General features: G+C 46.3%; 19 protein-coding genes. 4 read left to right on the top strand and 15 right to left on the bottom strand.

The window, feature by feature from the left end; translation table 11 throughout:
- Window positions 1–11: 11 nt before the first annotated feature.
- The 3 genes from ftsL to mraZ are packed head-to-tail and all read right to left on the bottom strand — an operon-like array spanning window position 12 to window position 1,768.
- Window positions 12–326, bottom strand: a complete 315-nt coding sequence (gene ftsL, locus KO531_RS13085; RefSeq protein ID WP_105251190.1) for a cell division protein FtsL — start codon at window positions 324–326, stop codon at window positions 12–14.
- A 10-nt stretch (window positions 327–336) separates the two neighbouring features.
- On the bottom strand, window positions 337–1,278 hold the full coding sequence (rsmH, locus tag KO531_RS13080; RefSeq protein WP_105251189.1) for a 16S rRNA (cytosine(1402)-N(4))-methyltransferase RsmH: 942 nt from the start codon (window positions 1,276–1,278) through the stop codon (window positions 337–339).
- A 31-nt stretch (window positions 1,279–1,309) separates the two neighbouring features.
- The gene (gene mraZ, locus KO531_RS13075; RefSeq protein ID WP_105251188.1) at window positions 1,310–1,768 is read right to left on the bottom strand and encodes a division/cell wall cluster transcriptional repressor MraZ; all 459 of its coding nucleotides are present in this window, start codon (window positions 1,766–1,768) and stop codon (window positions 1,310–1,312) included.
- 664 nt (window positions 1,769–2,432) lie between these two features.
- Here mraZ and KO531_RS13070 point away from each other — a divergent pair.
- Window positions 2,433–2,768, top strand: a complete 336-nt coding sequence (locus KO531_RS13070; RefSeq protein ID WP_219251385.1) for a hypothetical protein — start codon at window positions 2,433–2,435, stop codon at window positions 2,766–2,768.
- A gap of 171 nt (window positions 2,769–2,939) precedes the next feature.
- Here the strand turns inward: KO531_RS13070 and glpK are convergent, their stop codons facing one another.
- From glpK to leuA, 6 genes are all read right to left on the bottom strand, one after another.
- Entirely contained in the window at window positions 2,940–4,424 is a 1,485-nt protein-coding gene (glpK, locus tag KO531_RS13065; RefSeq protein ID WP_219251384.1) for a glycerol kinase GlpK, read from the bottom strand.
- A gap of 193 nt (window positions 4,425–4,617) precedes the next feature.
- On the bottom strand, window positions 4,618–5,967 hold the full coding sequence (locus KO531_RS13060) for an outer membrane protein transport protein (protein ID WP_219234674.1): 1,350 nt from the start codon (window positions 5,965–5,967) through the stop codon (window positions 4,618–4,620).
- Window positions 5,968–6,493: 526 nt separating this feature from the next.
- Window positions 6,494–7,099, bottom strand: coding sequence for a 3-isopropylmalate dehydratase small subunit (gene leuD / locus KO531_RS13055; protein ID WP_219251383.1), 606 nt, complete (start codon window positions 7,097–7,099; stop codon window positions 6,494–6,496).
- 27 nt (window positions 7,100–7,126) lie between these two features.
- On the bottom strand, window positions 7,127–8,527 hold the full coding sequence (gene leuC, locus KO531_RS13050) for a 3-isopropylmalate dehydratase large subunit (protein WP_219251393.1): 1,401 nt from the start codon (window positions 8,525–8,527) through the stop codon (window positions 7,127–7,129).
- 23 nt (window positions 8,528–8,550) lie between these two features.
- Entirely contained in the window at window positions 8,551–9,645 is a 1,095-nt protein-coding gene (gene leuB, locus KO531_RS13045) for a 3-isopropylmalate dehydrogenase (protein WP_219251382.1), read from the bottom strand.
- Window positions 9,646–9,715: 70 nt separating this feature from the next.
- A complete protein-coding gene (gene leuA / locus KO531_RS13040; protein ID WP_219251381.1) occupies window positions 9,716–11,284 on the bottom strand; it encodes a 2-isopropylmalate synthase in 1,569 nt (522 codons plus the stop codon).
- A 509-nt stretch (window positions 11,285–11,793) separates the two neighbouring features.
- Here leuA and KO531_RS13035 point away from each other — a divergent pair.
- The gene (locus KO531_RS13035) at window positions 11,794–13,575 is read left to right on the top strand and encodes a diguanylate cyclase (protein WP_219251380.1); all 1,782 of its coding nucleotides are present in this window, start codon (window positions 11,794–11,796) and stop codon (window positions 13,573–13,575) included.
- Here KO531_RS13035 and recQ read toward each other — a convergent pair.
- Entirely contained in the window at window positions 13,557–15,380 is a 1,824-nt protein-coding gene (recQ, locus tag KO531_RS13030; RefSeq protein WP_219251379.1) for a DNA helicase RecQ, read from the bottom strand. The two genes, KO531_RS13035 and recQ, sit on opposite strands and share 19 nt — an antisense overlap.
- A 287-nt stretch (window positions 15,381–15,667) precedes the next feature.
- Here recQ and KO531_RS13025 point away from each other — a divergent pair, with 287 nt between their 5' ends.
- Window positions 15,668–16,132, top strand: a complete 465-nt coding sequence (locus KO531_RS13025) for a thioesterase family protein (RefSeq protein ID WP_131525639.1) — start codon at window positions 15,668–15,670, stop codon at window positions 16,130–16,132.
- A gap of 205 nt (window positions 16,133–16,337) precedes the next feature.
- Window positions 16,338–17,222: an EamA family transporter RarD gene (rarD, locus tag KO531_RS13020; protein WP_219251378.1), complete on the top strand. Its 885-nt coding sequence runs from the start codon at window positions 16,338–16,340 to the stop codon at window positions 17,220–17,222.
- A gap of 49 nt (window positions 17,223–17,271) precedes the next feature.
- On the opposite strand, the gene KO531_RS13015 is transcribed toward rarD, so the two are convergent.
- The 5 genes from KO531_RS13015 to radC form a co-directional block, all read right to left on the bottom strand.
- Entirely contained in the window at window positions 17,272–17,790 is a 519-nt protein-coding gene (locus KO531_RS13015; RefSeq protein ID WP_212601180.1) for a PH domain-containing protein, read from the bottom strand.
- A 119-nt stretch (window positions 17,791–17,909) separates the two neighbouring features.
- A complete protein-coding gene (gene argA, locus KO531_RS13010; RefSeq protein WP_105251176.1) occupies window positions 17,910–19,229 on the bottom strand; it encodes an amino-acid N-acetyltransferase in 1,320 nt (439 codons plus the stop codon).
- A gap of 322 nt (window positions 19,230–19,551) precedes the next feature.
- Complete coding sequence (gene rpmG, locus KO531_RS13005) at window positions 19,552–19,725, bottom strand: 50S ribosomal protein L33 (RefSeq protein ID WP_006079871.1); 174 nt, start codon at window positions 19,723–19,725, stop codon at window positions 19,552–19,554.
- Window positions 19,726–19,731: 6 nt separating this feature from the next.
- On the bottom strand, window positions 19,732–19,968 hold the full coding sequence (rpmB, locus tag KO531_RS13000) for a 50S ribosomal protein L28 (protein WP_006079870.1): 237 nt from the start codon (window positions 19,966–19,968) through the stop codon (window positions 19,732–19,734).
- A gap of 121 nt (window positions 19,969–20,089) precedes the next feature.
- The gene (gene radC / locus KO531_RS12995; protein WP_113941095.1) at window positions 20,090–20,767 is read right to left on the bottom strand and encodes a DNA repair protein RadC; all 678 of its coding nucleotides are present in this window, start codon (window positions 20,765–20,767) and stop codon (window positions 20,090–20,092) included.
- Window positions 20,768–20,839: the final 72 nt, after the last annotated feature.

The following is a 20,839-nucleotide window of genomic DNA, read 5'->3' as shown; positions in this document are numbered from 1 at the left end:
CTTCCCTATACTCACGGCACCTTTACCACAACTTCTTCGCTGGGTAACGGACGACTCATGTTGAGTTCCTTAGAGGCAATACGCGTAATACGACTGTGCTCAGTCTGCGATTGCTCTTCTAATAATAAATTGCGCCACTCAATATCTAATCTATCTCGCTCCTGCAGTAACTGGTCCCACTGGGTTGTCAGTTGACGGCTAACATGACTGCCATAAACCACGGCAACCGCATTACTCAGCACAAGCAAGGCTAATAACAAGATCCATTTGTGCAGCCATAAATCATGTAAAACGATCCGTGGCAGATTAATCGAGGGCTTACTCACAATGCGCCCCTTAGTAATCTAAACGCTCGGCAATGCGTAACACTGAGCTGCGAGCTCTGGCATTGCGTTCGATTTCTTCGTCGGATGGCATAATCGCCTTGCCCACGGCACGTAACTTACGCGACTTGTTAATTTGATCTTCAGTCACCGGAAAACCGTGCGGCACACTTTCGCCTTGGCTATGACGACGAATAAAACGCTTCACGATACGATCTTCTAAAGAATGGAAACTGATGACAGACAAGCGTCCTTGGGGAGCGAGCACATTGACTGCTCCTTCAAGTGCCTGATCAATTTGATCTAATTCACTATTGATATAAATGCGGATCGCTTGAAACACCCGAGTCGCAGGGTGCTTATTGCGTTCTTTATTTTTAGTGATACGCGCAATTAAATCGGCTAAATCTTTGGTACGTAAAAAAGGCGTTTTCTCACGGTCGGCAGCAATACAACGGGCAATATGGCGAGCATTTTTCTCTTCACCGTAGGTTTTAAATACCCAAGCCATATCTTCAATTTCGGCACGAGCCAACCATTGCGCAGCCGTTTGGCCTTGGCTGTTATCCATACGCATATCGAGTGGACCATCGCGCAAAAAACTAAAACCGCGTTCAGCATCGTCTAGCTGGGGTGAAGACACACCTAAATCGAGTAATACGCCATCAATTTTGCCCACAAGCCCAAGCTCTTCGACGTAATCGGCTAATTGACCAAAGCCGCCATGCACGATTTGAAAGCGTGGATCGTCAGCAAATTGTTTGGCCGCTTCAATCGCTTGAGGATCACGATCGATGGCGATCAATCGACCATGTTCACCGAGTTGTTGTAATACTTGTCTTGAATGACCACCGCGGCCGAACGTGCCATCGATATAGATGCCATCGTCTTTGATGTTTAAACCGCCAACCGTTTCTGCTAGCAGTACGGATAAATGGGCAAATTCTTGACTCATTACTCTCTTCTTATTTAGTTATCACGACTCGTTAAAGTGAAAAATCCGCGAGGCGCTCATTATTAACGAGATCCTCACTTCGAATCGTTTCCTGACATTCATCAATTTGCTGCAGCCAAGATTGCTCATCCCACAGCTCAAATTTATTCAATTGCCCCACCAGCATGATGCGCTTATCTAAATTGGCATATTGCCTTAACGGTGGCGGCAGTAATATGCGCCCATTACTGTCGAGCTCCACTTCGTGGGCGTAGCCGAGTAACAGGCGTTTTAAAGATCTCTGGGTTTTATCGGTATCTGAAAGCTTCAACAACTTAGCTTCGATCAATTCCCATTCGTGAATAGGATACAAGAGTAAACAGGCGGATTGGATATCGACGGTAATCACGATGCGGCCTTGGTGCTCAAGCTGCAAAGGTTCGCGGTATCGCACTGGAATAGCGATCCGTCCCTTTGTATCTAAGTTGATAGCACTGGCTCCACGAAACACGCTAATTCATCCTATCCTTTGATTTTTGATCCACAAATATCCACTATTTCCCACAACTGCTAAGTTTAGGGACAGTCGACAAGCATTGTCAAGGGATGGGATCCTTTTATAAATCCAGTCGGCAAGCGGGTTAGCCGCATGTTGAGCACTTAACCTCGCGACAAACTTTTGACAAGAAAAACCATTAGAGATTGACTAAACAGAGGAAACAACAGGAATAAATAGCGCCGATATATTCAGCAACCTTTTGCTTTCAGGTGCTTGCGATGAAAAAAATGGGGAATTATTTCTGTATTTGTAGGATTTTACGGGTCGAGAAATAACGTCAAACTCAAAAACGCAACAAAACAAACTTACGTCCACCCTTATTCGACAGTCAAAAAAGAGTTGAAATCAGCATAAAAATCTAAATTTTTATTCCAAATAAAGACGTTCATCCTTTTTACTAATGACTGAATATTAATGTCGCGATTGCGAGAAAGATCAAAAATCCCACGTAAAATCCACCAAAAGAACCACTTTATCCCTACACATTCACCTTATACCCGCACTAGCTACCTAATGACTCGCCCTATTCGCCTTAACAAGTTAAACGGCGTATAGTCTAAATATTGACCGACTTCAGCCGATATCATATTAAGAGGTGTAATAACAAGGAGGCGTTATGAGTGGATTGGATAGCATTTATGCCATGCTGGCACAGCCAGTAAAAGCCGTGTTTCACCCTAAACGGGTTGTTGACCAAGTCAGCAGTGCAAGCGCAAATGCCCCCGATAGCCATGAAACACCGCAGTCGCAGTTACCTCCAGCGTTAAAAAGCCGCAATACTAAAGTCAGGGAAAGACGCAAAGAATCAGATAACAATAAAAATAAGAAACGCCGTGCATCGGATGAAACCGAAACGCTAAAACTAAAAGAAGGTGTCGTACTTGAAGTGACCGATGATTCCGCAGAAATCAAGAAGCCACCGAGCCAACATATCATTGATGTAGAAGTATAAATCCGTACTGATATAAAACGGAAAAGGCGCAATCCCATTGGATTAGCGCCTTTTTATTAGCCTCTTTTTAGCAGCACTATCGAGCATGTCTGAAATCAGGCCAGATTTCGAATCATGCGATACCTCAAATTAAGTTTTATCTCAAACCAATGCCGCCTCAAGGCGTATTGTTTAAGTTCGAGTTCTGGCCACAGCATCCTGCCAACCTGCGTATAGCTGTACTCGAGTCTGGGCATCGATATTAGGGATAAAATGCTTATCAATGCAGGCTTTGTGCTCAAGCTCTATCACACTCTCCCAAAAGCCCACTGCCAACCCAGCTAAAAATGCCGCACCTAAAGCGGTTGTCTCACAAACGCTTGGCCTTAACACTTCGACATCGGTAATGTCGGCTTGAAATTGCATCAAAAAATCATTAGCGACCGCGCCGCCATCCACCTTTAAACGCTTAAGACTAACGCCACTGTCTTTAGTCATGGCATCAAGTAAATCTTTACTCTGGTAAGCGATAGATTCCAACGCTGCCCGAATAATATGATTACGATTCGCCCCGCGCGTCAGCCCAAATAGCGCACCACGGGCATTGGGATCCCAATAGGGCGCACCGAGTCCCACAAAAGCGGGCACCAGATACACGCCATTAGTATCGGCGACCTTAGAGGCAAAATACTCGGTATCACTGGCATCACGAATAAGCCCCAGTTCATCTCGCAGCCATTGAATGGTCGCGCCGCCCATAAAGACTGAACCTTCAAGGGCATAGTTCACTTCACCCTTAGGCCCCACGGCAACTGTAGTCAATAAGCCATGGTTTGAGCGCACCGCTTTTGTTCCTGTATTCATCAACAAAAAACAACCAGTACCGTAGGTATTCTTCGCCATGCCGGGCTCGACACATAACTGACCAAAAAGCGCAGCCTGTTGATCGCCCGCCATTCCTGCAACTTGGATTTCACTGCCTTCGCCAGCAATCCGTGTCGTGCCATACACGCTGCAGGAAGGTTTAACGTCAGGCAACATAGACAAGGGAATATCTAAGGCTTCGAGTAACTTATTATCCCAAGTCAGACTATGGATATTGAATAGCAAAGTACGGGCAGCATTGGTGGGATCGGTGACATGCACCTTGCCCTCGGTTAACTTCCACACGAGCCAAGTATCGATAGTGCCGAACAACAACTCGCCACGCTTGGCTTGCTCACGGGCATTGGGCACATTATCTAGAATCCATTTGATCTTAGTGCCTGAAAAATAAGGGTCGAGTAATAAACCGGTATTCTCACGCACATATTCTTCTAACCCTTGAGCTTTGAGTTGCTCACAAATCTCAGCGCTGCGACGGCACTGCCACACTATCGCGTTATAAATAGGTTTACCTGTGGCCTTCTCCCATATAACAGTGGTTTCCCGCTGATTGGTAATGCCAATGGCGGCCACTTCATCGCTGTGAATACCCGCACGCGCCAATACTTCAATTAACACTGAACTTTGGCTTGCCCAAATCTCCATGGGATCATGCTCGACCCAACCCGGATTAGGGTACAACTGGGTAAATTCCCGCTGGGACACGCTGACAATGTTTGCGTCGTGATCGAACACTATCGCCCTTGAGCTGGTTGTGCCTTGATCTAAGGCCACCACGTATTTTTTCTGCACGCTACTATCCTATCTGAACTCTCCGCCGCCTTTTTATGCTAGGGAGAATTAACATGATCCACCGACTTATGCAGTGAATATATTCGGAATTTACCGCCGTGACCAGCAAGCAAGCCGTAAAACAAGATCACTCCACCATGCTATAGCCATAAAAAAGCCCTGAAGATTCAGGGCTTTTTTTAACATACTGAACTTACATCTTGTAGCTCATTTGGATACCCGCAAGCCATACATCACCGCTTGCTTCACCGTTAAAGTTAACAGTCGCGAGGTTCAATAGGTTTTGCTGTTCGTTGATTGGCGCATCGCCAGTCGCTTTAATATAAGTCACAGCAAAATCAACGTTCAGGTTCTTAGTTGCCTGATAACCTGCGCCGACAGAGAACCACAGACGGTCAGAGTCTGGAATTGTGGTTGTGCGCCACTCGTCATTTGCCGCCGTTTTATCTAAAGCAACACCGGCACGCACTAACCAGTCGTTATTCACTTGATAAGTCGTCCCTAGCGCGAAGCGCCAGTTATCTTCGAAGTGCTCTTCTTTAACTAAATCAGACTCTAAGCCGCCCTTAGGCTTAACTTCACCAGGGAAATAAGCCACTAGTTGATCGAATACACTCCAATCGGTCCAGTTCACACTCGCATGCATGGCCCAGTTATCGGTCAATTGGTGATGGGAAGCTATCTCTGCAAAAGCGGGCAATTCAAGCGGTAAATAACCTTCAATGGACACATCTTGGCCGCCAGTGTACAGCACACCAGAGGCATGACCATCCAAGTCCAGTTGCACGCCGCTGTGATAAGCAAAACCCAAACGGTGAGCAGGATTGATCTGCCAACTTGCACCTAACTGCCAGCCGTAACCCACATCATCACCCTTCATGCTTTTCAGCTCAGTGCCACCTGGAGGTAACACTGCCTGCACAGGAGCCGGCAGAGCAGGTTTGATACCATCAACCCAACCTGGTAATGAGGCACCAATTTCGCCTTCACCATAAACGATACGTACACCAGCACCTACGCTAACAGCATCATTGATGCGATAAGCGATGTTTGGATTAAATTCGACGGTCGTAACCGAAGTCTTGTTACCAAAAATAGCCGCTGCGTGGGTCGCGGGTAATTCAGTGGCTAGACCATAATTAGAGTTTACCGCTAGGCCCCAAGTCCATTGATCATTTAGCTGATTTGAATAATAAAAATTTGGCACGAGTGCGTCATCAGCTACATCTAGTGCATCGCCACCTTTCATAACAACAGGATTAGGACCAATTAACGGTGAGCTAAGGCTCACATCACCAGTCACATCGACGTTTGGCATAACGTAAATGCCACCCGCGGACAACTGACGTCCTTCTAAATAAGTGAGCATTGCAGGATTTCGACCTTGAGCCGAAGCGTTATCCGCCATAGCGGCTTCACCCGCAAAGGCGCGACCTAAACCTGTAGCAGAGTATTCCGCAAGTTGAAAACCCGCGGCATGGAGTTGAGTCGTTGAACTTAACAAGGCTGCAGTGACAGCCAAAGTCAGAAGACGTTTTTGCATTGTTATTCTCTAATCATATTATTGTTATCTGTACTACTTAGATGAGTACTGCGGCGTTCAGGCAAAATAGAGCAAACACTCCATATTGAATGCGCAGCAGTTTACTTATGCAGAAGATGTTTGCAACCAGAGGAGATAAAACAGACAGAAACTCTAAATAAATGCGACTTTAAAACAGATTTAGTGACACACATCACCATTCAAACAAAGACTAACCTTTAAGCACTCAAAAATCATTCACAACAGTCGTGAGATTTAAATAAAGAATCCAACAAATACCAATATTAAACAACAAGATAAAAAATAAAAACTTTGGAACACCTGTAAATCATTTAAACTCGACAAATTCAGCATAAATCACTGCGGAGAATAAAATTTTCTAGTACCAAAATAACAATGAAAATTTATTTCTTAAAATACAAACAATTAAATTAAGCGAATATTGAGATTCAAAACAAAAACGCCTAGGTATTAACCTAGGCGCTTAAATATAGACTCAACACCAGTACAAATGTGCGCTGAAAGTTTAGCGGCGCCAACCTTGGATTTGAGTTTCGTACTGACTGATTTGCGCAGCATGGGACAAGGTCAGCCCAATAGCATCTAACCCATTGAGTAACTTATGTCTCGCCGACTCTGCCAGCGTAAAACTAAACTCAGCACCTGACGGTGCAATCACTTTACAGCTGGTGAGATCAACCGTGATTTGCGCGCCTTCTTCTGCCGCCACTTCGTCCATCAACTGACGCACCTGCGCATGGGTTAACGCCACAGGCAATAGGCCATTATTGATTGAGTTGCCGTAAAAAATATCGGCAAAACTCGGCGCTATAATGGCGCGCAAACCAAAGTCCGCCAGCGCCCAAGGCGCATGTTCGCGGCTTGAACCACAACCAAAGTTTTCCTGCGACAAAAAAATTGAAGCGCCTTTATAACGAGGCTGGTTCAATGAAAACTCAGGATTGGGCACATCGCCCGCATCATCTAAATAACGCCAGTCATGAAATAAGTGCACGCCAAAACCATCGCGCGTCACCTTAGACAAAAACTGTTTAGGAATGATTTGATCCGTATCGATATTAGTGCTGTCGATCATGACCGCAAGCCCGGTATGGGTCGTAAAAGGTTGCATTAACTTCTCCTCTTGGGTTTACGGTAATTAGTAAGGTTTACGAATATCGACAAAATGCCCAGCCACCGCAGCGGCGGCGGCCATTGCAGGGCTCACTAAATGGGTACGACTGCCGCGGCCTTGACGACCTTCGAAATTACGATTACTGGTCGAAGCACAGCGATCGCCCGCCTCTAATCTGTCATCGTTCATCGCTAAACACATGGAACAACCCGGTAAACGCCACTCAAACCCCGCTTCGATAAAGATTTTATCTAAGCCTTCGGCTTCGGCTTGGGCTTTCACTTGGCCAGAACCAGGTACTACAATCGCGGTGACGCCACTCGCGACTTTACGGCCTTTGGCATGTTCTGCGGCGCTGCGTAAATCTTCAATCCGTGAGTTAGTACATGAACCGATAAATACTTTGTTGATGTTGATATCTGTCATTGGCGTACCCGCACTCAGGCCAATGTATTCTAGGGCCTTTTCCATACTAGCTCGGGTACTTGGGTTTGCTTCATCAAGAGGATCAGGCACTTTACCATCGATTGCTACGACTTGGCCTGGGTTAGTGCCCCAAGTCAATTGTGGCGCGATATCGGCGGCATCGAGTACCACAGTCGCATCAAACACGGCGCCATCATCGGTTTTTATGGCTTGCCAATAAGCGACAGCCTCTGCCCAATCTTCGCCCTTGGGTGCAAACTCGCGGCCTGCTAAATAGTCGAAAGTGGTTTGATCCGGCGCGACCATGCCCGCCTTAGCGCCCATCTCAATCGCCATGTTGCACACTGTCATGCGACCTTCCATCGACAGTGCTTCAATCGCCTCACCGCAGAACTCCACCACATAACCTGTGCCACCATCCATGCCGATTTTGCCAATAATAGCGAGTACGATATCTTTGGCGGTCACGCCATCGGTGACATGACCATGCACTTCAATCTTCATGGTCTTAGCTTTTAACTGACGCAGAGTTTGCGTCGCTAAAACGTGCTCAACCTCGGACGTACCAATGCCAAACGCCAATGCCCCAAAGGCGCCATGGGTCGCGGTATGGGAATCACCACAGACAATCACAGTGCCCGGTAAGGTAATACCTAACTCTGGCCCCATTACATGCACAATCCCTTGATTAGGATGATGAATGTCGTATAAACGCACGCCAAAGTCTTTACAGTTTTGCGCTAGGGTTTCAACCTGTGTGCGCGCCATTGGGCTTAGGGCATCCAAGCTGGCGCTACGGGTCGAAGTGTTGTGATCCATAGTGGCAAAGGTTTTTTCCGGTGCACGCAGTTTGCGGCACGCCACTTTTAAGCCACTGAATGCTTGGGGGGAAGTCACTTCATGGACTAAATGTCTGTCGACATAAATGATCGGCGCTTCACCTTCAGGAGTCGCTACAACGTGAGCATCCCATACTTTTTGATACAGCGTTTTTGCCACCGCGTTTTTTGGCACAGTCGTCATTACACACCTTCCTTTATAGCATTGGCGATAAAGTCACCCATCTCGGCGGTTGATTTAGCTTGGCTACGCTTGTCGCTGCTCAATAGCTCACCGGTTAAGTAGCTAGAATTTAATGCTTTACTTACGGCACGCTCAATCGCACACGCGGCTTCTTCTTGCTTTAAGCTGTGACGCAACATTAAGGCCGCCGACAGAATTTGGGCGATAGGGTTTGCAATGCCTTTGCCCGCGATATCTGGCGCACTGCCACCCGCTGGTTCAAATAAACCAAAGCCAGTGCTGTTCATGCTCGCCGATGACAACAAGCCCATAGAACCCGTTAACATCGCGATTTCGTCGGATAAAATGTCGCCGAACAGGTTAGAACATAGCATCACATCGAACTCATCGGGACGACGTAGCAACTGCATAGTCGCATTATCGATATAAATGTGTTCAAGCTCGACATCGGGGAAATCTACCGCGACTTCTTCAACCACTTGGCGCCATAACACTGAACAGGCGAGCACATTGGCTTTATCCACTGAGGTCACTTTTTTACGGCGACCACGGGCGGCTTCGAAGGCGATACGGGCGATACGGCTAATTTCGCGGCGGCTATAACGCATGGTATCGAAGGCTTCTTCATTTTCGCCTTCGCCTTGACGACCCTTCGGCTTACCAAAATAAATGCCGCCGGTTAACTCGCGCACACATAAAACATCAAAGCCACGGGCGGAGATATCGCTACGCAGCGGCGACATATGTTCTAAGCCATCATGCAATTTTGCTGGGCGCAGATTACAGAATAGTTCGAAGTGACCACGCAGAGGCAATAGCGCGCCGCGCTCAGGTTGCTCATTTGGCGGTAACTTTTCCCACTTAGGACCGCCTACCGAGCCAAATAGGATCGCATCAGCCGCTTCACAGCCCTTTAGCGTGGCATCGGGTAAGGGACAACCGTGGTTATCAATGGCAATACCGCCAACATCGAATTCAGTGTATTCGATATTCAAATCGAAACGCACTTCAACCTCACGCAGCACTTTACGCGCCTCTGCCATCACTTCAGGACCGATCCCATCCCCTGCTAATACTGCTATTTGATAACTCATACGCCAGCCAACTCCTTTAAATGTAAATGCTTTATGCTCGACCTTGCTATTCTTTGGATGCTTTTAGCGACTAGACGCCGCCTAGCTCTCGGTTTTTTTGCATGCTTTGTTTGTAATCGGCAACCTTGTCTGCGCGGCACGTTAAGTTCATCACATGCACTAAAGCGCGTGCCGAGGCTTCAACCACATCGGTTGCCAAACCTACGCCGTGAAAGTTTTGCTCGTGGTAAACCGCGGTAATATCCACTTGGCCTAAGGCATTTTGACCTACGCCTTTAGCGCCTAGCTTGTAGCTGATGATATCGATTCGACGATCGGTTGCGCGGGCAATCGCGTTATAGGCAGCATCAACAGGACCATTACCCGTTGCGGCTTCGGTTTTAATTTCGCCGCCCACTTCGATACGCACAGTCGCCGTAGCAACGCCTTCAGTTGAGTCAGACTGCACCACTAATTGCTGCAATTGATAGTGATTGTCTTCTTCGGCCTGTGCTTCCATAAAGGCTAAGGCTTCTAAATCATAATCAAATACTTGTCCTTTTTTATCTGCCAATTTTAGAAACTCTTCATACAGAGTATCCATATTGTAATCGTGCTCGCTATAGCCCATTTCTTCCATGCGGTGCTTGATCACATGGCGACCCGAGCGCGAGGTCATATTCAAGTTATTACGATTTAAACCTATGCTTTCTGGCGTCATGATTTCATAGGTATTTTGTGCTTTTAACATGCCATCCTGATGGATACCCGACGAATGGGTAAAGGCATTGGCACCGACAATCGCCTTGTTCGCCTGCACTGGCATATTGCATAACTGGCTGACTAAATTAGAAGTACGGTGAATTTCTTTGGCATTAATGCCCGTTTCTAGCCCTAACATCCCCTTACGCGTCGCTAAAATCATCGCGATCTCTTCCAGTGAACAGTTACCCGCACGCTCACCTATGCCATTGATCGTACATTCAATTTGACGCGCACCGTGCTGTACAGCGGTAATCGAGTTAGCCACAGATAAACCTAAGTCATCGTGACAATGCACTGAGATCACCGCTTGGTCGATATTCGGCACCCGATTAAACAAAGTTTGAATGATATTGCCAAACTCGCTGGGCACTGTGTAACCGACCGTATCGGGAATATTAATGGTGCCTGCGCCCGCACGAATGGCCGCTTCTACCATACGGCATAGATTATCGATGGGCGTACGCCCCGCATCCTCACAGGAAAACTCCACATCGTCGGTAAAACGGCGGGCATATTTCACTGCACCTACGGCCATCTCTAATACTTGATCGAAGGAGCGCTTCAGCTTGCTTTCCACATGAATAGTCGAGGTCGAGATAAAGGTATGGATACGGAATTGATCAGCGACAGACAAGGCCTGCGCCGCAGCATCTATGTCCTTTTCCAATGCACGGGATAAGGCACAAACGCGGCTATTTTTGATGGTGCGTGCTATGGTCTGCACTGACTCAAAATCACCGGGCGAAGAAACCGGAAAACCCACTTCCATCACATCCACACCCAGACGTTCCAGCGCCATGGCGATCTGTAGCTTTTCTTTGACCGACAAACTTGCGGCTAACGCCTGCTCACCATCACGCAAGGTAGTATCAAATATTATGACTCTGTTAGACATCTCGCTTCTCCATGGAACGTCACCGTTCGTTAGTTAATTTTTGCCGTATTCAGATACAAAAAACCCCGCAACATCGGTGCGGGGTTTGTGAATGCTTTGCCTCTTTATCGAGCGTGCAACACTAAGACCTCCGCGTATAAACCGCGAGAGAGAGAAGGAGGAGGTCGAGTTTGCGGCTAATAATATTCATTTAATCTGTATATTTATTCTGTTTGAATTATTGAGGACGGTTAATATTTAACTTGCCTAGCCGATAGTGTCAACCCTAATTTTTTCATGTTCCACTCATTCAACCTGTCTTAAGGCTAATAACGGTGAGTTTCATCCCCAAATAAGTGATCGATTCCACAGAATTAACCAGCTGTTTGGATTCAGAAATCACTGGGATGTGTTAACTTATTCCCCTTAGAAAAAAATAGTTTTTTATGCAAAAAACGATTAAGAAAAGTTATAATCCCGCCTTAGTGATTAGGGATATTAGAACTTACGCATTTTATATGGAGCACAAAATGGATTTTCGCGTCTTAGTACTGAGCCTGTTGTTATGGCTGTTTCCCTTTGGGGCCAGTGCTATAGACCAATTAGATGAACTCACTGAACTCGTCTACCAATATCCCAGTAAAGCACTCACTCAAATAACAGCGTTAGAAAAACAATTTGCGACCAGTGCAAGCTCGGATATCAATCGACTCAGATTAAGTGTGTTGAAATGCCAAAACCTACTACAAATAGGGGAAAATGAAGCCGCTATCAACGTCGCTCAATTAGGCGAAGCAAACGCTAAACAACTTAAGCTAGATCAAGTACGACCTTACTTTTTGATCTGCCAAGCCGACGCCAACCTTAGCTATAACAATGTTCAAAATGCCCTACCTTTGCTTGATTCAGCCATTAACCTAGCGCGACGTTACCAGCAACCACAAGCCTTAGTCGATGCTTTACGCTTACGTGGCCAACTCGATACTGACACTGATAACTTCTCCTCTGCTATCGAAGATTTACGCCTCGCGATTGATATTTATCCGGATATTCATACTCAAACCCAAAATTGGATTTGGCCACCACAAGCCTATGTGTATGCCGCGATGGGAAATTTACTTTATGCCACCCATGATTTCCCCCAAGCCATGTATTACACCAACTTAGGTATACAAAGTGCCGATGCAAAAGGGAAAGTTTTACACTTTATTTTACGCAATGCAGCTCGGATAGCGCTTGATAATCAAGAGTTTGATTACAGTGATAAACTCGAACAACAAGCTAAAGCGCTTTTACCTGAGCTCGGTTCGCCACTTGAACTCGCCTACAGTTATGCCATTTTGGCCTCAATCGCGCTCGATAAAGGCCGCATCGATAATGCCGAAGAATATCTTTCTATCGCGATTAATACGTTTAAAAAACAAAATCAACAATTAGCGACAATGCGTTCAACTCGCCTACTCGCCCAAATTCGTTTTGCTCAGCATCAAGAAGATGCCGCTTTAATCCTCATGAATCACGCAATTGAGCAAGCTGAAAATCTAAAACAGTATTCTGATCTCAAAGGATTTTACGGGATCATGAGCGATCACTACTTAGAAAAAGGGGATTTTAAACAGGCCTATTCTTTCTTACTCAAACGTTATCGAGCGGCCGAGCTCACCAATCAAGCGATGAATAATGCTCGGATATTGCAGTTTAAGGCCCGTCTAAATCAACAAGATCTGCAGCAGGAGCCAAATAGCACTGCACCAGAAAAAGATTCAATCTTACAAGAGCTAAATGTCGATTGGGCCTATAGCACACTGTTCTTAATCGCGATGGCATTATTGGGCGGAGCTATTTGGTATTTGATTGATAAACAGAATAATCGTGCCCCACATATTGAAGGTAATGAACCTGCGGAAACGCTGCTCCAACAAGTCACATCAGCATTAAACAGTGCCAAACAAGGTAATTACCCACTGTCTTTATTATTGTTTAATGCGAGTCAGATCCGTCAAGTTGACCTACCTCTCTTACAGGATGAGCTACAACACAGACTACGGGAGCAAGATAAGTTAATCCGATATTCGATGGATGAAATTGTCATTATCCTGCCGCATACCTCGGCAACTGGCGCTAAAAGAGTCGTTAGTCAGTTAGTTGCTTGCATTCAGCCTTGGCAGGGTTCAAGTAAGGTCAATATTGGTATAGCGGCGATGCAACAGTTTGATACGTTAGAGTCTTTAATTAAGAGAGCCAGTATCAATCAATTGGGCAAGGTTAAAATCAATGAGAATACTTCAAACCATTATTCTCCCGCTAAGTAAGCCGTAATTTCATCGAGAAAAGCATCACCGAAACGACTCAGTTTACGCTCGCCAACCCCGTTGACGGCGAGCATTTCCCCCGCGCTCGTTGGCATCATGGCTGCCATTTCTGCGAGGGTAGCGTCGTTAAAGACTAAATACGGCGGCACATCCTGCTGCTCGGCAATGGTTCTACGCAATAACTTCAACCGTGCGAACAACTTACGGTCATAATTCAACGGTGCTTTAGACTGAGTCGCCTTACGTTTTGTGGTTGTTAACTGAATACGCGGTTCGGCGAGCATTAACGCCACTTCCCCTTTGAGCACAGGCCGTGCCGATGGGTTTAAGGTAATAGATGAGCCGCGGGTCACATCTTGACTCGCCAGTCCCAAATGAATGAGTTGGCGGATCACACTCAACCAATATTCATGGCTCTTGTCTTTACCAATCCCCCAAGTCGTGAGTTTGTCATGCCCTCGATCGACTATCGGTGCGCCTTTCGAGCCGCGCAACACTTCAATTAAGTGATTGATACCAAAACGCTGGCCTAAACGGAAAATACATGACAACACCTTCTGCGCATCTTCAGTGCCGTTATAACGCTTAGGTGGATCGAGGCAAATGTCGCAGTTGCCACAGGGCTCTAGTGCGCTCTCATCAAAGTAATGCAGCAACACTTGGCGGCGACAGGTCTGCGCCTCGGCAAAGGCTGCCATAGTATTAAGTTTATGGAATTCGACCTGCTGCTGCGGCCCAGGTTCAGACTGTTCAATCAAATGTCTGACCCGACCAATATCGGCGGGATCGAACAACATAAAAGCTTCTGCATCGAGCCCATCACGGCCTGCTCGGCCCGTTTCCTGATAATAGGCTTCGATACTTTTCGGGATATCGTAATGCACCACAAAACGCACGTTCGACTTATTGATCCCCATACCAAACGCCACGGTCGCAACGACGATATCAATTTGATCTTTAAGGAAACTATCCTGTACTGCACCGCGGTCTTCCTGCGTCATTCCCGCATGATAGGCCTTGGCATTAAAACCTTGCAGGCATAAACGGTCGGCCACTTCATCGACACGGCGACGACTGCTGCAATAAATAATGCCGTTAGTGCCGTTCTGTTGCGTTAAAAAATGTCGTAACTGATTAGCTGCATTAAGCTTTTCAGCGACTGTATAGCGAATATTTGGCCGGTCGAAACTTGAGAGTAAACGGAATGGGTCAATGCCGAGTCGTTCACAAATACTCTGCCGAGTCGCCTGATCTGCTGTTGCGGTCAGCGCCATCATGGGCACATAGGGGAAGAGTTGCTTTAACTGGCCGAGCGCCGCATATTCAGGGCGAAAATCATGACCCCACTGACTGATACAATGCGCCTCATCGATGGCAAACATCGCTAGCTGCAACGACTGCATACGCTCAATAAAATCAGCGGTTAATAAGCGCTCAGGTGACACATAAAGTAACTTTAACTCACCGTGGCGTAGCTGCCTTAATACTTCGGCACTCTGCTCGCGCGGCAAAGAAGAATTCAGATAAGCCGCAGCAACACCGGTTTGCAACAAGCTATCAACTTGGTCTTTCATCAAAGAAATCAATGGAGAGACGACAATAGTGATGCCATTCATCATCAAAGCGGGTAACTGATAACACAAACTCTTACCGCCGCCCGTCGGCATGATCACTAAGCAATCTTGCCCGCCGCAGACACGTTCTATCACCTCCCGCTGACCGTCCCTAAAGTCACGGTAACCAAACACCTGCGCGAGGCGTTGCGAGAGCGGATCATCATGCGTGTCGAGTACGAGCTTTTCCATGGATCTTCTATGTCAAAAGTGAGGGGGCCTATTCTAAAGGACTGAACCGCTCCTGTCTTGCGCCATCTTGTCGTAAACCCATTCTGGATAAATGTCATCGACTAAGATCGCCCTCCCTCAACTAACCATAATGCCCATAGCCAATTTATCTTCAATCTGGCTTAAGTTGCATTCTGCGCACGCTTCACTGTAGATTAATTGCTCTAAGCCGCACTTTGTTAATCTAAGTGTTGATAACACATCCAATTACGCCTAATACCGTCACTCAGTGACAAGGATGAGAAACCATGACAAACCCAATCCAAGCCGAGATATTAAGCCGAGTGGCAGAAGTCTTTGATCAACATGTCCCTTTTCATAATCTGCTCGGGCTCGATATTAAACGTTACGATGTCGACGGTGTCGAAGTGGTCATCAATATGAAACCAGAACTTATTGGCAATATCCATCAACAGATCCTCCACGGCGGTGTCACAGCTACAGTACTAGATGTGGTCGGCGGACTTACCGCATTTGCAGGACTGGTCGCAAGCCGTGAAGATTGGACGATTGAAGAATTACAACAACGCCTCCAAACTTTAGGGACGATTGATATGCGCGTCGATTATCTGCGGCCGGGACGCGGCCTCACCTTTACGGGCACGGGCAGCGTCATTCGTGCGGGTAATCGAGTATCAGTATGCCGTATGGAACTACATAATGAGCAAGGCACGCATATCGCTTTTGGAACAGGGACTTATATGGTGGGTTAGGCGGTTAAATTTAGATGTGTATTACTGCCTTAGGGCTCAAAACTGACTAAGGTAAACGTCTTGATCAACAGGATGTTTACTGACTTTAATCGCCCATTCAATTTTTTGTGGAGATATTCTGTAACGAAAAGAACGCGGCGAATCCCTTGAGTCAGCGGTCAGACACACCTACAATCGCCACCTTGTTGTTCTTCGAAGATGTCTCATGCTAGATCTTGAATACCGCAAAGGGATCCTACTTGCCGTCAGTGCTTACTGTATGTGGGGTTTTGCGCCTTTATATTTCAAATTACTCAACCATGTTTCCGCCACCGAAATTTTGCTCCATCGAGTGATTTGGTCATTCGTGTTTATGCTGATCATTATGCAGTTTATCGGCGGTTTTTCTCGCTTACGCTTACTGTTTAAACAGCCTAAACAGTTGATGGTTCTCACCATTACTTCCATATTGATCGCGGGAAACTGGCTACTATTTATCTGGGCGGTAAATAACGATCACATGCTCGATGCCAGTCTAGGTTACTTCATCAATCCTTTACTCAACGTCTTACTCGGTATGTTATTTCTAGGCGAAAGATTGCGTAAACTGCAATGGTTTGCGGTTTCACTCGCCAGCGCTGGCGTATTGATCCAGTTAATCTCTTTTGGCTCAATTCCCATCGTCTCACTGGCACTCGCGGGCACCTTTGGTTTCTATGCGCTGCTGCGAAAAAAGGTCAATGTGGATGCTAAGGCCGGATTATTGGTCGAAACCGCAGTGTTATTACCGGTAGCGCTGATTTATCTCGTCGCAACCTTAGACACTGCCACGGCGAGCATGCTGACTAACGATTGGCAATTGAATCTGATGTTAATGGCGGCTGGGATAGTGACTACCATTCCTTTGCTGTGTTTTGCAGGGGCAGCGGTACGTATTCCATTGTCTATGCTCGGCTTTTTCCAATATATTGGCCCGAGTATTATGTTCATCCTCGCGGTGAGTCTGTTCAATGAGCCCTTCGATGCCGAAAAAGGCGTGACCTTCGGCTTTATCTGGAGCGCGCTGCTCGTCTTTACCTTAGATATGGCCTATAAACGCAAAACGGCGTGAGCATTATCACGCCGATAAACACAGTGGCAGAAGTGATGACATATGATGATTACTTCTGTAACTGTGCTAAAAACTCACTCCCTTGCGGTACTGTTAGTAATAAACTGTAGCCTTTAGTCGTTGGCACTAACACTAACTGCGATTTATCTGTTATCGCCAAAAATGCCCTGCCTTTCCCCTGCAACTTAAACCAGCCTAATTGAAACCCTGGCATGCCTATGCCGTTCGTTTTAAAGCTCGGCGTTAAATCTGCCTCTTGCTGCAAATCGACTATGCGCGCCTCGGCGGGCAATAAATCCACGCGGGATAACTGCACTTTATAGAAGGGAACATCCACTGTGAGCTCTGTATCGGTTAACACTAATTCGGCGCTATTCGATTGATAGAAGACCCAAGAAAATCCGCCCATCATCACCAGCAATATACCTACACTCGCCGACTTCGCTATCTTAGGCATATTTTTTAGCCATAACATCAGCAAGATACCCGCTAAACCGAGCAATAAGACGATAAAGCTAAAGATAGAGGTTTGGGTTAAAGGGGCGAGTTCAAAAAATTGAGGACTCATTGGCAGTATCTCCCGTGCAGTGAAGCCTTAATCTGCCAACAAAGACATATTATGTCAATAAAAATGCCAGCGCTAATATGAGTACTAGGCTGGCATTGATTGGATTGATTTAGAACGGCTTAAAGATCGAGCGCGAGAATTTTTGAGCGGCGTTGATAGTTATACAACTGCTTCTTCTTCTGTGGCAGTGCTTCAACATCTTCAATCACAAAACCATGCTCTAAGAACCAGTGAATGCTCCGAGTTGTCAATGCAAACAAGCGTGAATAACCACGGTTTCTGGCCTGATTGATAATGTTCTTCAGCAGTAAGCTCCCTCTGTCGGCATCGCGATAATCGGGATGCACCACTAAACAAGCAAACTCACCCGCATTGTCCTCTTCAAAAGGATAGAGCGCAGCGCAACCAATCACTAAACCGTCGCGCTCAATCAACATGAACTGTTCGATTTCAATCTCAAGCTGCTCACGACTACGACGCACCAGAATGCCTTGCTCCTCCAATGGACGGATAAGGTTCAACACACCGCCAATATCAGCGATCGACGCACAGCGTAAACGCTCAGCACTCTCAGTGACGATTTGTGTACCAATCCCTTCACGGGAAAACAGCTCTTGTAGTAAAGCACCATCTTCAAGGTAGCTAACTAAATGACAACGTGGCACACCATTGCGGCAAGCATCGATACTGGCTTTGAGAAACGCCATAGTGCCAACACAAGCCGACCCTTGCTCGGCCAGCTTGTTCATGATGTTTTGCGCATCATTTGGCATCAACTCGGCAATTACATCGCCATTACGATCGAGAATACCGTTCTGTGAGCTAAAGCCGATCATCTTGTCTGCTTTAAGCTTAATTGCCACTTGAGTCGCGATTTCCTCAGCGGTGAGATTAAAACTTTCACCAGTAACCGAAGCCGCAATCGGCCCCATCAATACGATGCAGTGATTATCTAACTGACGTTTTAAGCCTTGCACGTCAATACGACGCACCTTGCCACTCAGGCAAAAATCCACACCATTATCCACACCCAGTGGTTGAGCAATCACAAAGTTGCCGCTCACTAAGTTAATTTGCGCACCTTGCATCGGCGTATTACTTAAACTCATGGATAAACGCGCTGTGATATCAAATTGCAGTGCACCTGCAACTTGCTTAATCACTTTGAGCGAATCTTCATCCGTGATACGCACACCGTCGTGGTAGGCAGGCGCAATACCGTTGGCGGCTAATGCTGCATCAATCTGCGGCCTAGCGCCATATACCAACACCACTTTGATCCCTAAACTGTGCAGCAGGGCGACATCATTTAAGATGGCGCGGAATTGATTTTGAGCCAAAGCTTCACCGCCAAGCATGACCACAAAAGTTTTACCTCTGTGAGCATTAACATAGGGGGCAGAGTGACGAAATCCATCAACCAGTTCAGTGGTACGCACGCGTTATTTACACCTCATTTTTGAGCTGGCAGCGTCACTATGACATGCCAGGAATGAATCGATAACTTTCGCGTATGGTATTGCATTTTAATTCACATATAAAGAATTTATTCTCACTAAAGTGCAGCTTTAATGATTTAAAGTGCTTAGAACTGCACTATTTTATATTTTCAGCAAGTGTTCACACTTTTTTAACTTCACAGGGGATGATTCAGCGGCTTAAGTTTGCGAGGCAATTATCTCAACTTGATGACTAGCCACTAAAAAAATGCAAAAAAAAGCCCCTTAAATAAGGGGCTTTTCTCGAAACACTAACCAAGGATTACTTGATTTTGGCTTCTTTGTAGATAACGTGCTGACGAATAACTGGATCAAATTTTTTGATTTCCATTTTTTCAGGCATGTTACGCTTGTTTTTTTCAGTTGTGTAGAAGTGACCAGTCTTAGCTGTAGAAACTAATTTGATCTTCTCACGATTACCTTTAGCTTTAGCCATGATCTATTATACCTTCTCGCCACGGGCACGAAGTTCAGCAACAACAACTTCGATACCTTTTTTGTCGATCAGACGGATACCTTTAGTAGATACACGTAACTGTACGAAACGCTTTTCTTCTTCTAACCAAAAACGGTGGTTTTGTAGGTTAGGTAAAAAACGACGACGGGTCGCGTTTTTTGCATGCGAACGGTTGTTACCAACCATCGGCTTCTTGCCAGTAACTTGGCATACTCTTGACATGTCAATCTTCTCCAAAAACAATTTTAACGCTCGAGCATTAATGTGCCTCGTATGGCCGTCGCCCGAGGCACAAAGAGGGCGCATTTTATACACGATCACAGAGTGAAGATCAAGTGTTAGATTAATTAATCCAGCCTCGTTCTGCAAAAGAAACTATCTCTCGATCACCTACAACCATATGGTCCAACAAGGATACGTCTATGGTTGCTAACGCATTTTTTAATCGCTCAGTTATTCGTCGGTCAGCCTGACTGGGCTCGGCAATACCAGACGGATGATTATGACAAACTATAACTGCTGCGGCCTTTTTCTCCAGCACTAAGCTCACCACTTCACGTGGATACACTGAGGCTGAGTCTATTGTGCCGCGGAATAATTCGACAAATTGAATCACTCTATGCTGGCTATCCAGCAGTAAAACTGCGAACACTTCATAGGAGCGATCGGCCAATTGTCGCATTAAATAGTCCCGAGTTAAATCGGGATTTGTCAAAACCTGACCTCTTTGCAGATTTTCCTGCGCTACACGCCGCGCTAATTCGGCCGCAGCTTGAAGCTGGGCGTATTTTACAGGTCCTACGCCCGGAAGTCGACACACCTGATTTCTTGGGGCACAGAGCAGGTTTCTGAGGCCGCCAAACTCGCAAATAAGCGACCTAGCAAGGTCAACCGCGTTTAATCCGGCTAAACCGTTACGCAGCAATACTGCCAGTAATTCAGCATCCGAGAGATGCGCAGCTCCTTTTTGTAACAGTTTATCTCTGGGACCTTCGCCCTCAGGCCAATCTTTAATCCCCATGTGACCTCCCTGTCATCTCACATATTTTCACTTTACTGAGTATGGACGAGATTTTTTGAACTGGGATAGTCA

Origin of the sequence: Shewanella sp. NKUCC06_TVS (assembly GCF_019345515.1) — a bacterium.
Taxonomy (GTDB): domain Bacteria; phylum Pseudomonadota; class Gammaproteobacteria; order Enterobacterales; family Shewanellaceae; genus Shewanella; species Shewanella oncorhynchi.
Note: the sequence above shows the minus strand (reverse complement) of the source record. Positions and strands in the feature narration are given on the sequence as shown.

What these genes read in the sequence shown, in the direction of transcription:
- rpmB (WP_006079870.1), bottom strand. Translation starts at nt 19,968, where the DNA reads ATGTCAAGAGTATGCCAAGTTACTGGCAAGAAGCCGATGGTTGGTAAC.
- KO531_RS13015 (WP_212601180.1), bottom strand. Translation starts at nt 17,790, where the DNA reads ATGAGTCCTCAATTTTTTGAACTCGCCCCTTTAACCCAAACCTCTATC.
- rsmH (WP_105251189.1), bottom strand. Translation starts at nt 1,278, where the DNA reads ATGAGTCAAGAATTTGCCCATTTATCCGTACTGCTAGCAGAAACGGTT.
- KO531_RS13070 (WP_219251385.1), top strand. Translation starts at nt 2,433, where the DNA reads ATGAGTGGATTGGATAGCATTTATGCCATGCTGGCACAGCCAGTAAAA.
- leuB (WP_219251382.1), bottom strand. Translation starts at nt 9,645, where the DNA reads ATGAGTTATCAAATAGCAGTATTAGCAGGGGATGGGATCGGTCCTGAA.
- rarD (WP_219251378.1), top strand. Translation starts at nt 16,338, where the DNA reads ATGCTAGATCTTGAATACCGCAAAGGGATCCTACTTGCCGTCAGTGCT.
- leuA (WP_219251381.1), bottom strand. Translation starts at nt 11,284, where the DNA reads ATGTCTAACAGAGTCATAATATTTGATACTACCTTGCGTGATGGTGAG.
- KO531_RS13035 (WP_219251380.1), top strand. Translation starts at nt 11,794, where the DNA reads ATGGATTTTCGCGTCTTAGTACTGAGCCTGTTGTTATGGCTGTTTCCC.
- KO531_RS13060 (WP_219234674.1), bottom strand. Translation starts at nt 5,967, where the DNA reads ATGCAAAAACGTCTTCTGACTTTGGCTGTCACTGCAGCCTTGTTAAGT.
- rpmG (WP_006079871.1), bottom strand. Translation starts at nt 19,725, where the DNA reads ATGGCTAAAGCTAAAGGTAATCGTGAGAAGATCAAATTAGTTTCTACA.
- radC (WP_113941095.1), bottom strand. Translation starts at nt 20,767, where the DNA reads ATGGGGATTAAAGATTGGCCTGAGGGCGAAGGTCCCAGAGATAAACTG.
- leuD (WP_219251383.1), bottom strand. Translation starts at nt 7,099, where the DNA reads ATGCAACCTTTTACGACCCATACCGGGCTTGCGGTCATGATCGACAGC.
- KO531_RS13025 (WP_131525639.1), top strand. Translation starts at nt 15,668, where the DNA reads ATGACAAACCCAATCCAAGCCGAGATATTAAGCCGAGTGGCAGAAGTC.
- recQ (WP_219251379.1), bottom strand. Translation starts at nt 15,380, where the DNA reads ATGGAAAAGCTCGTACTCGACACGCATGATGATCCGCTCTCGCAACGC.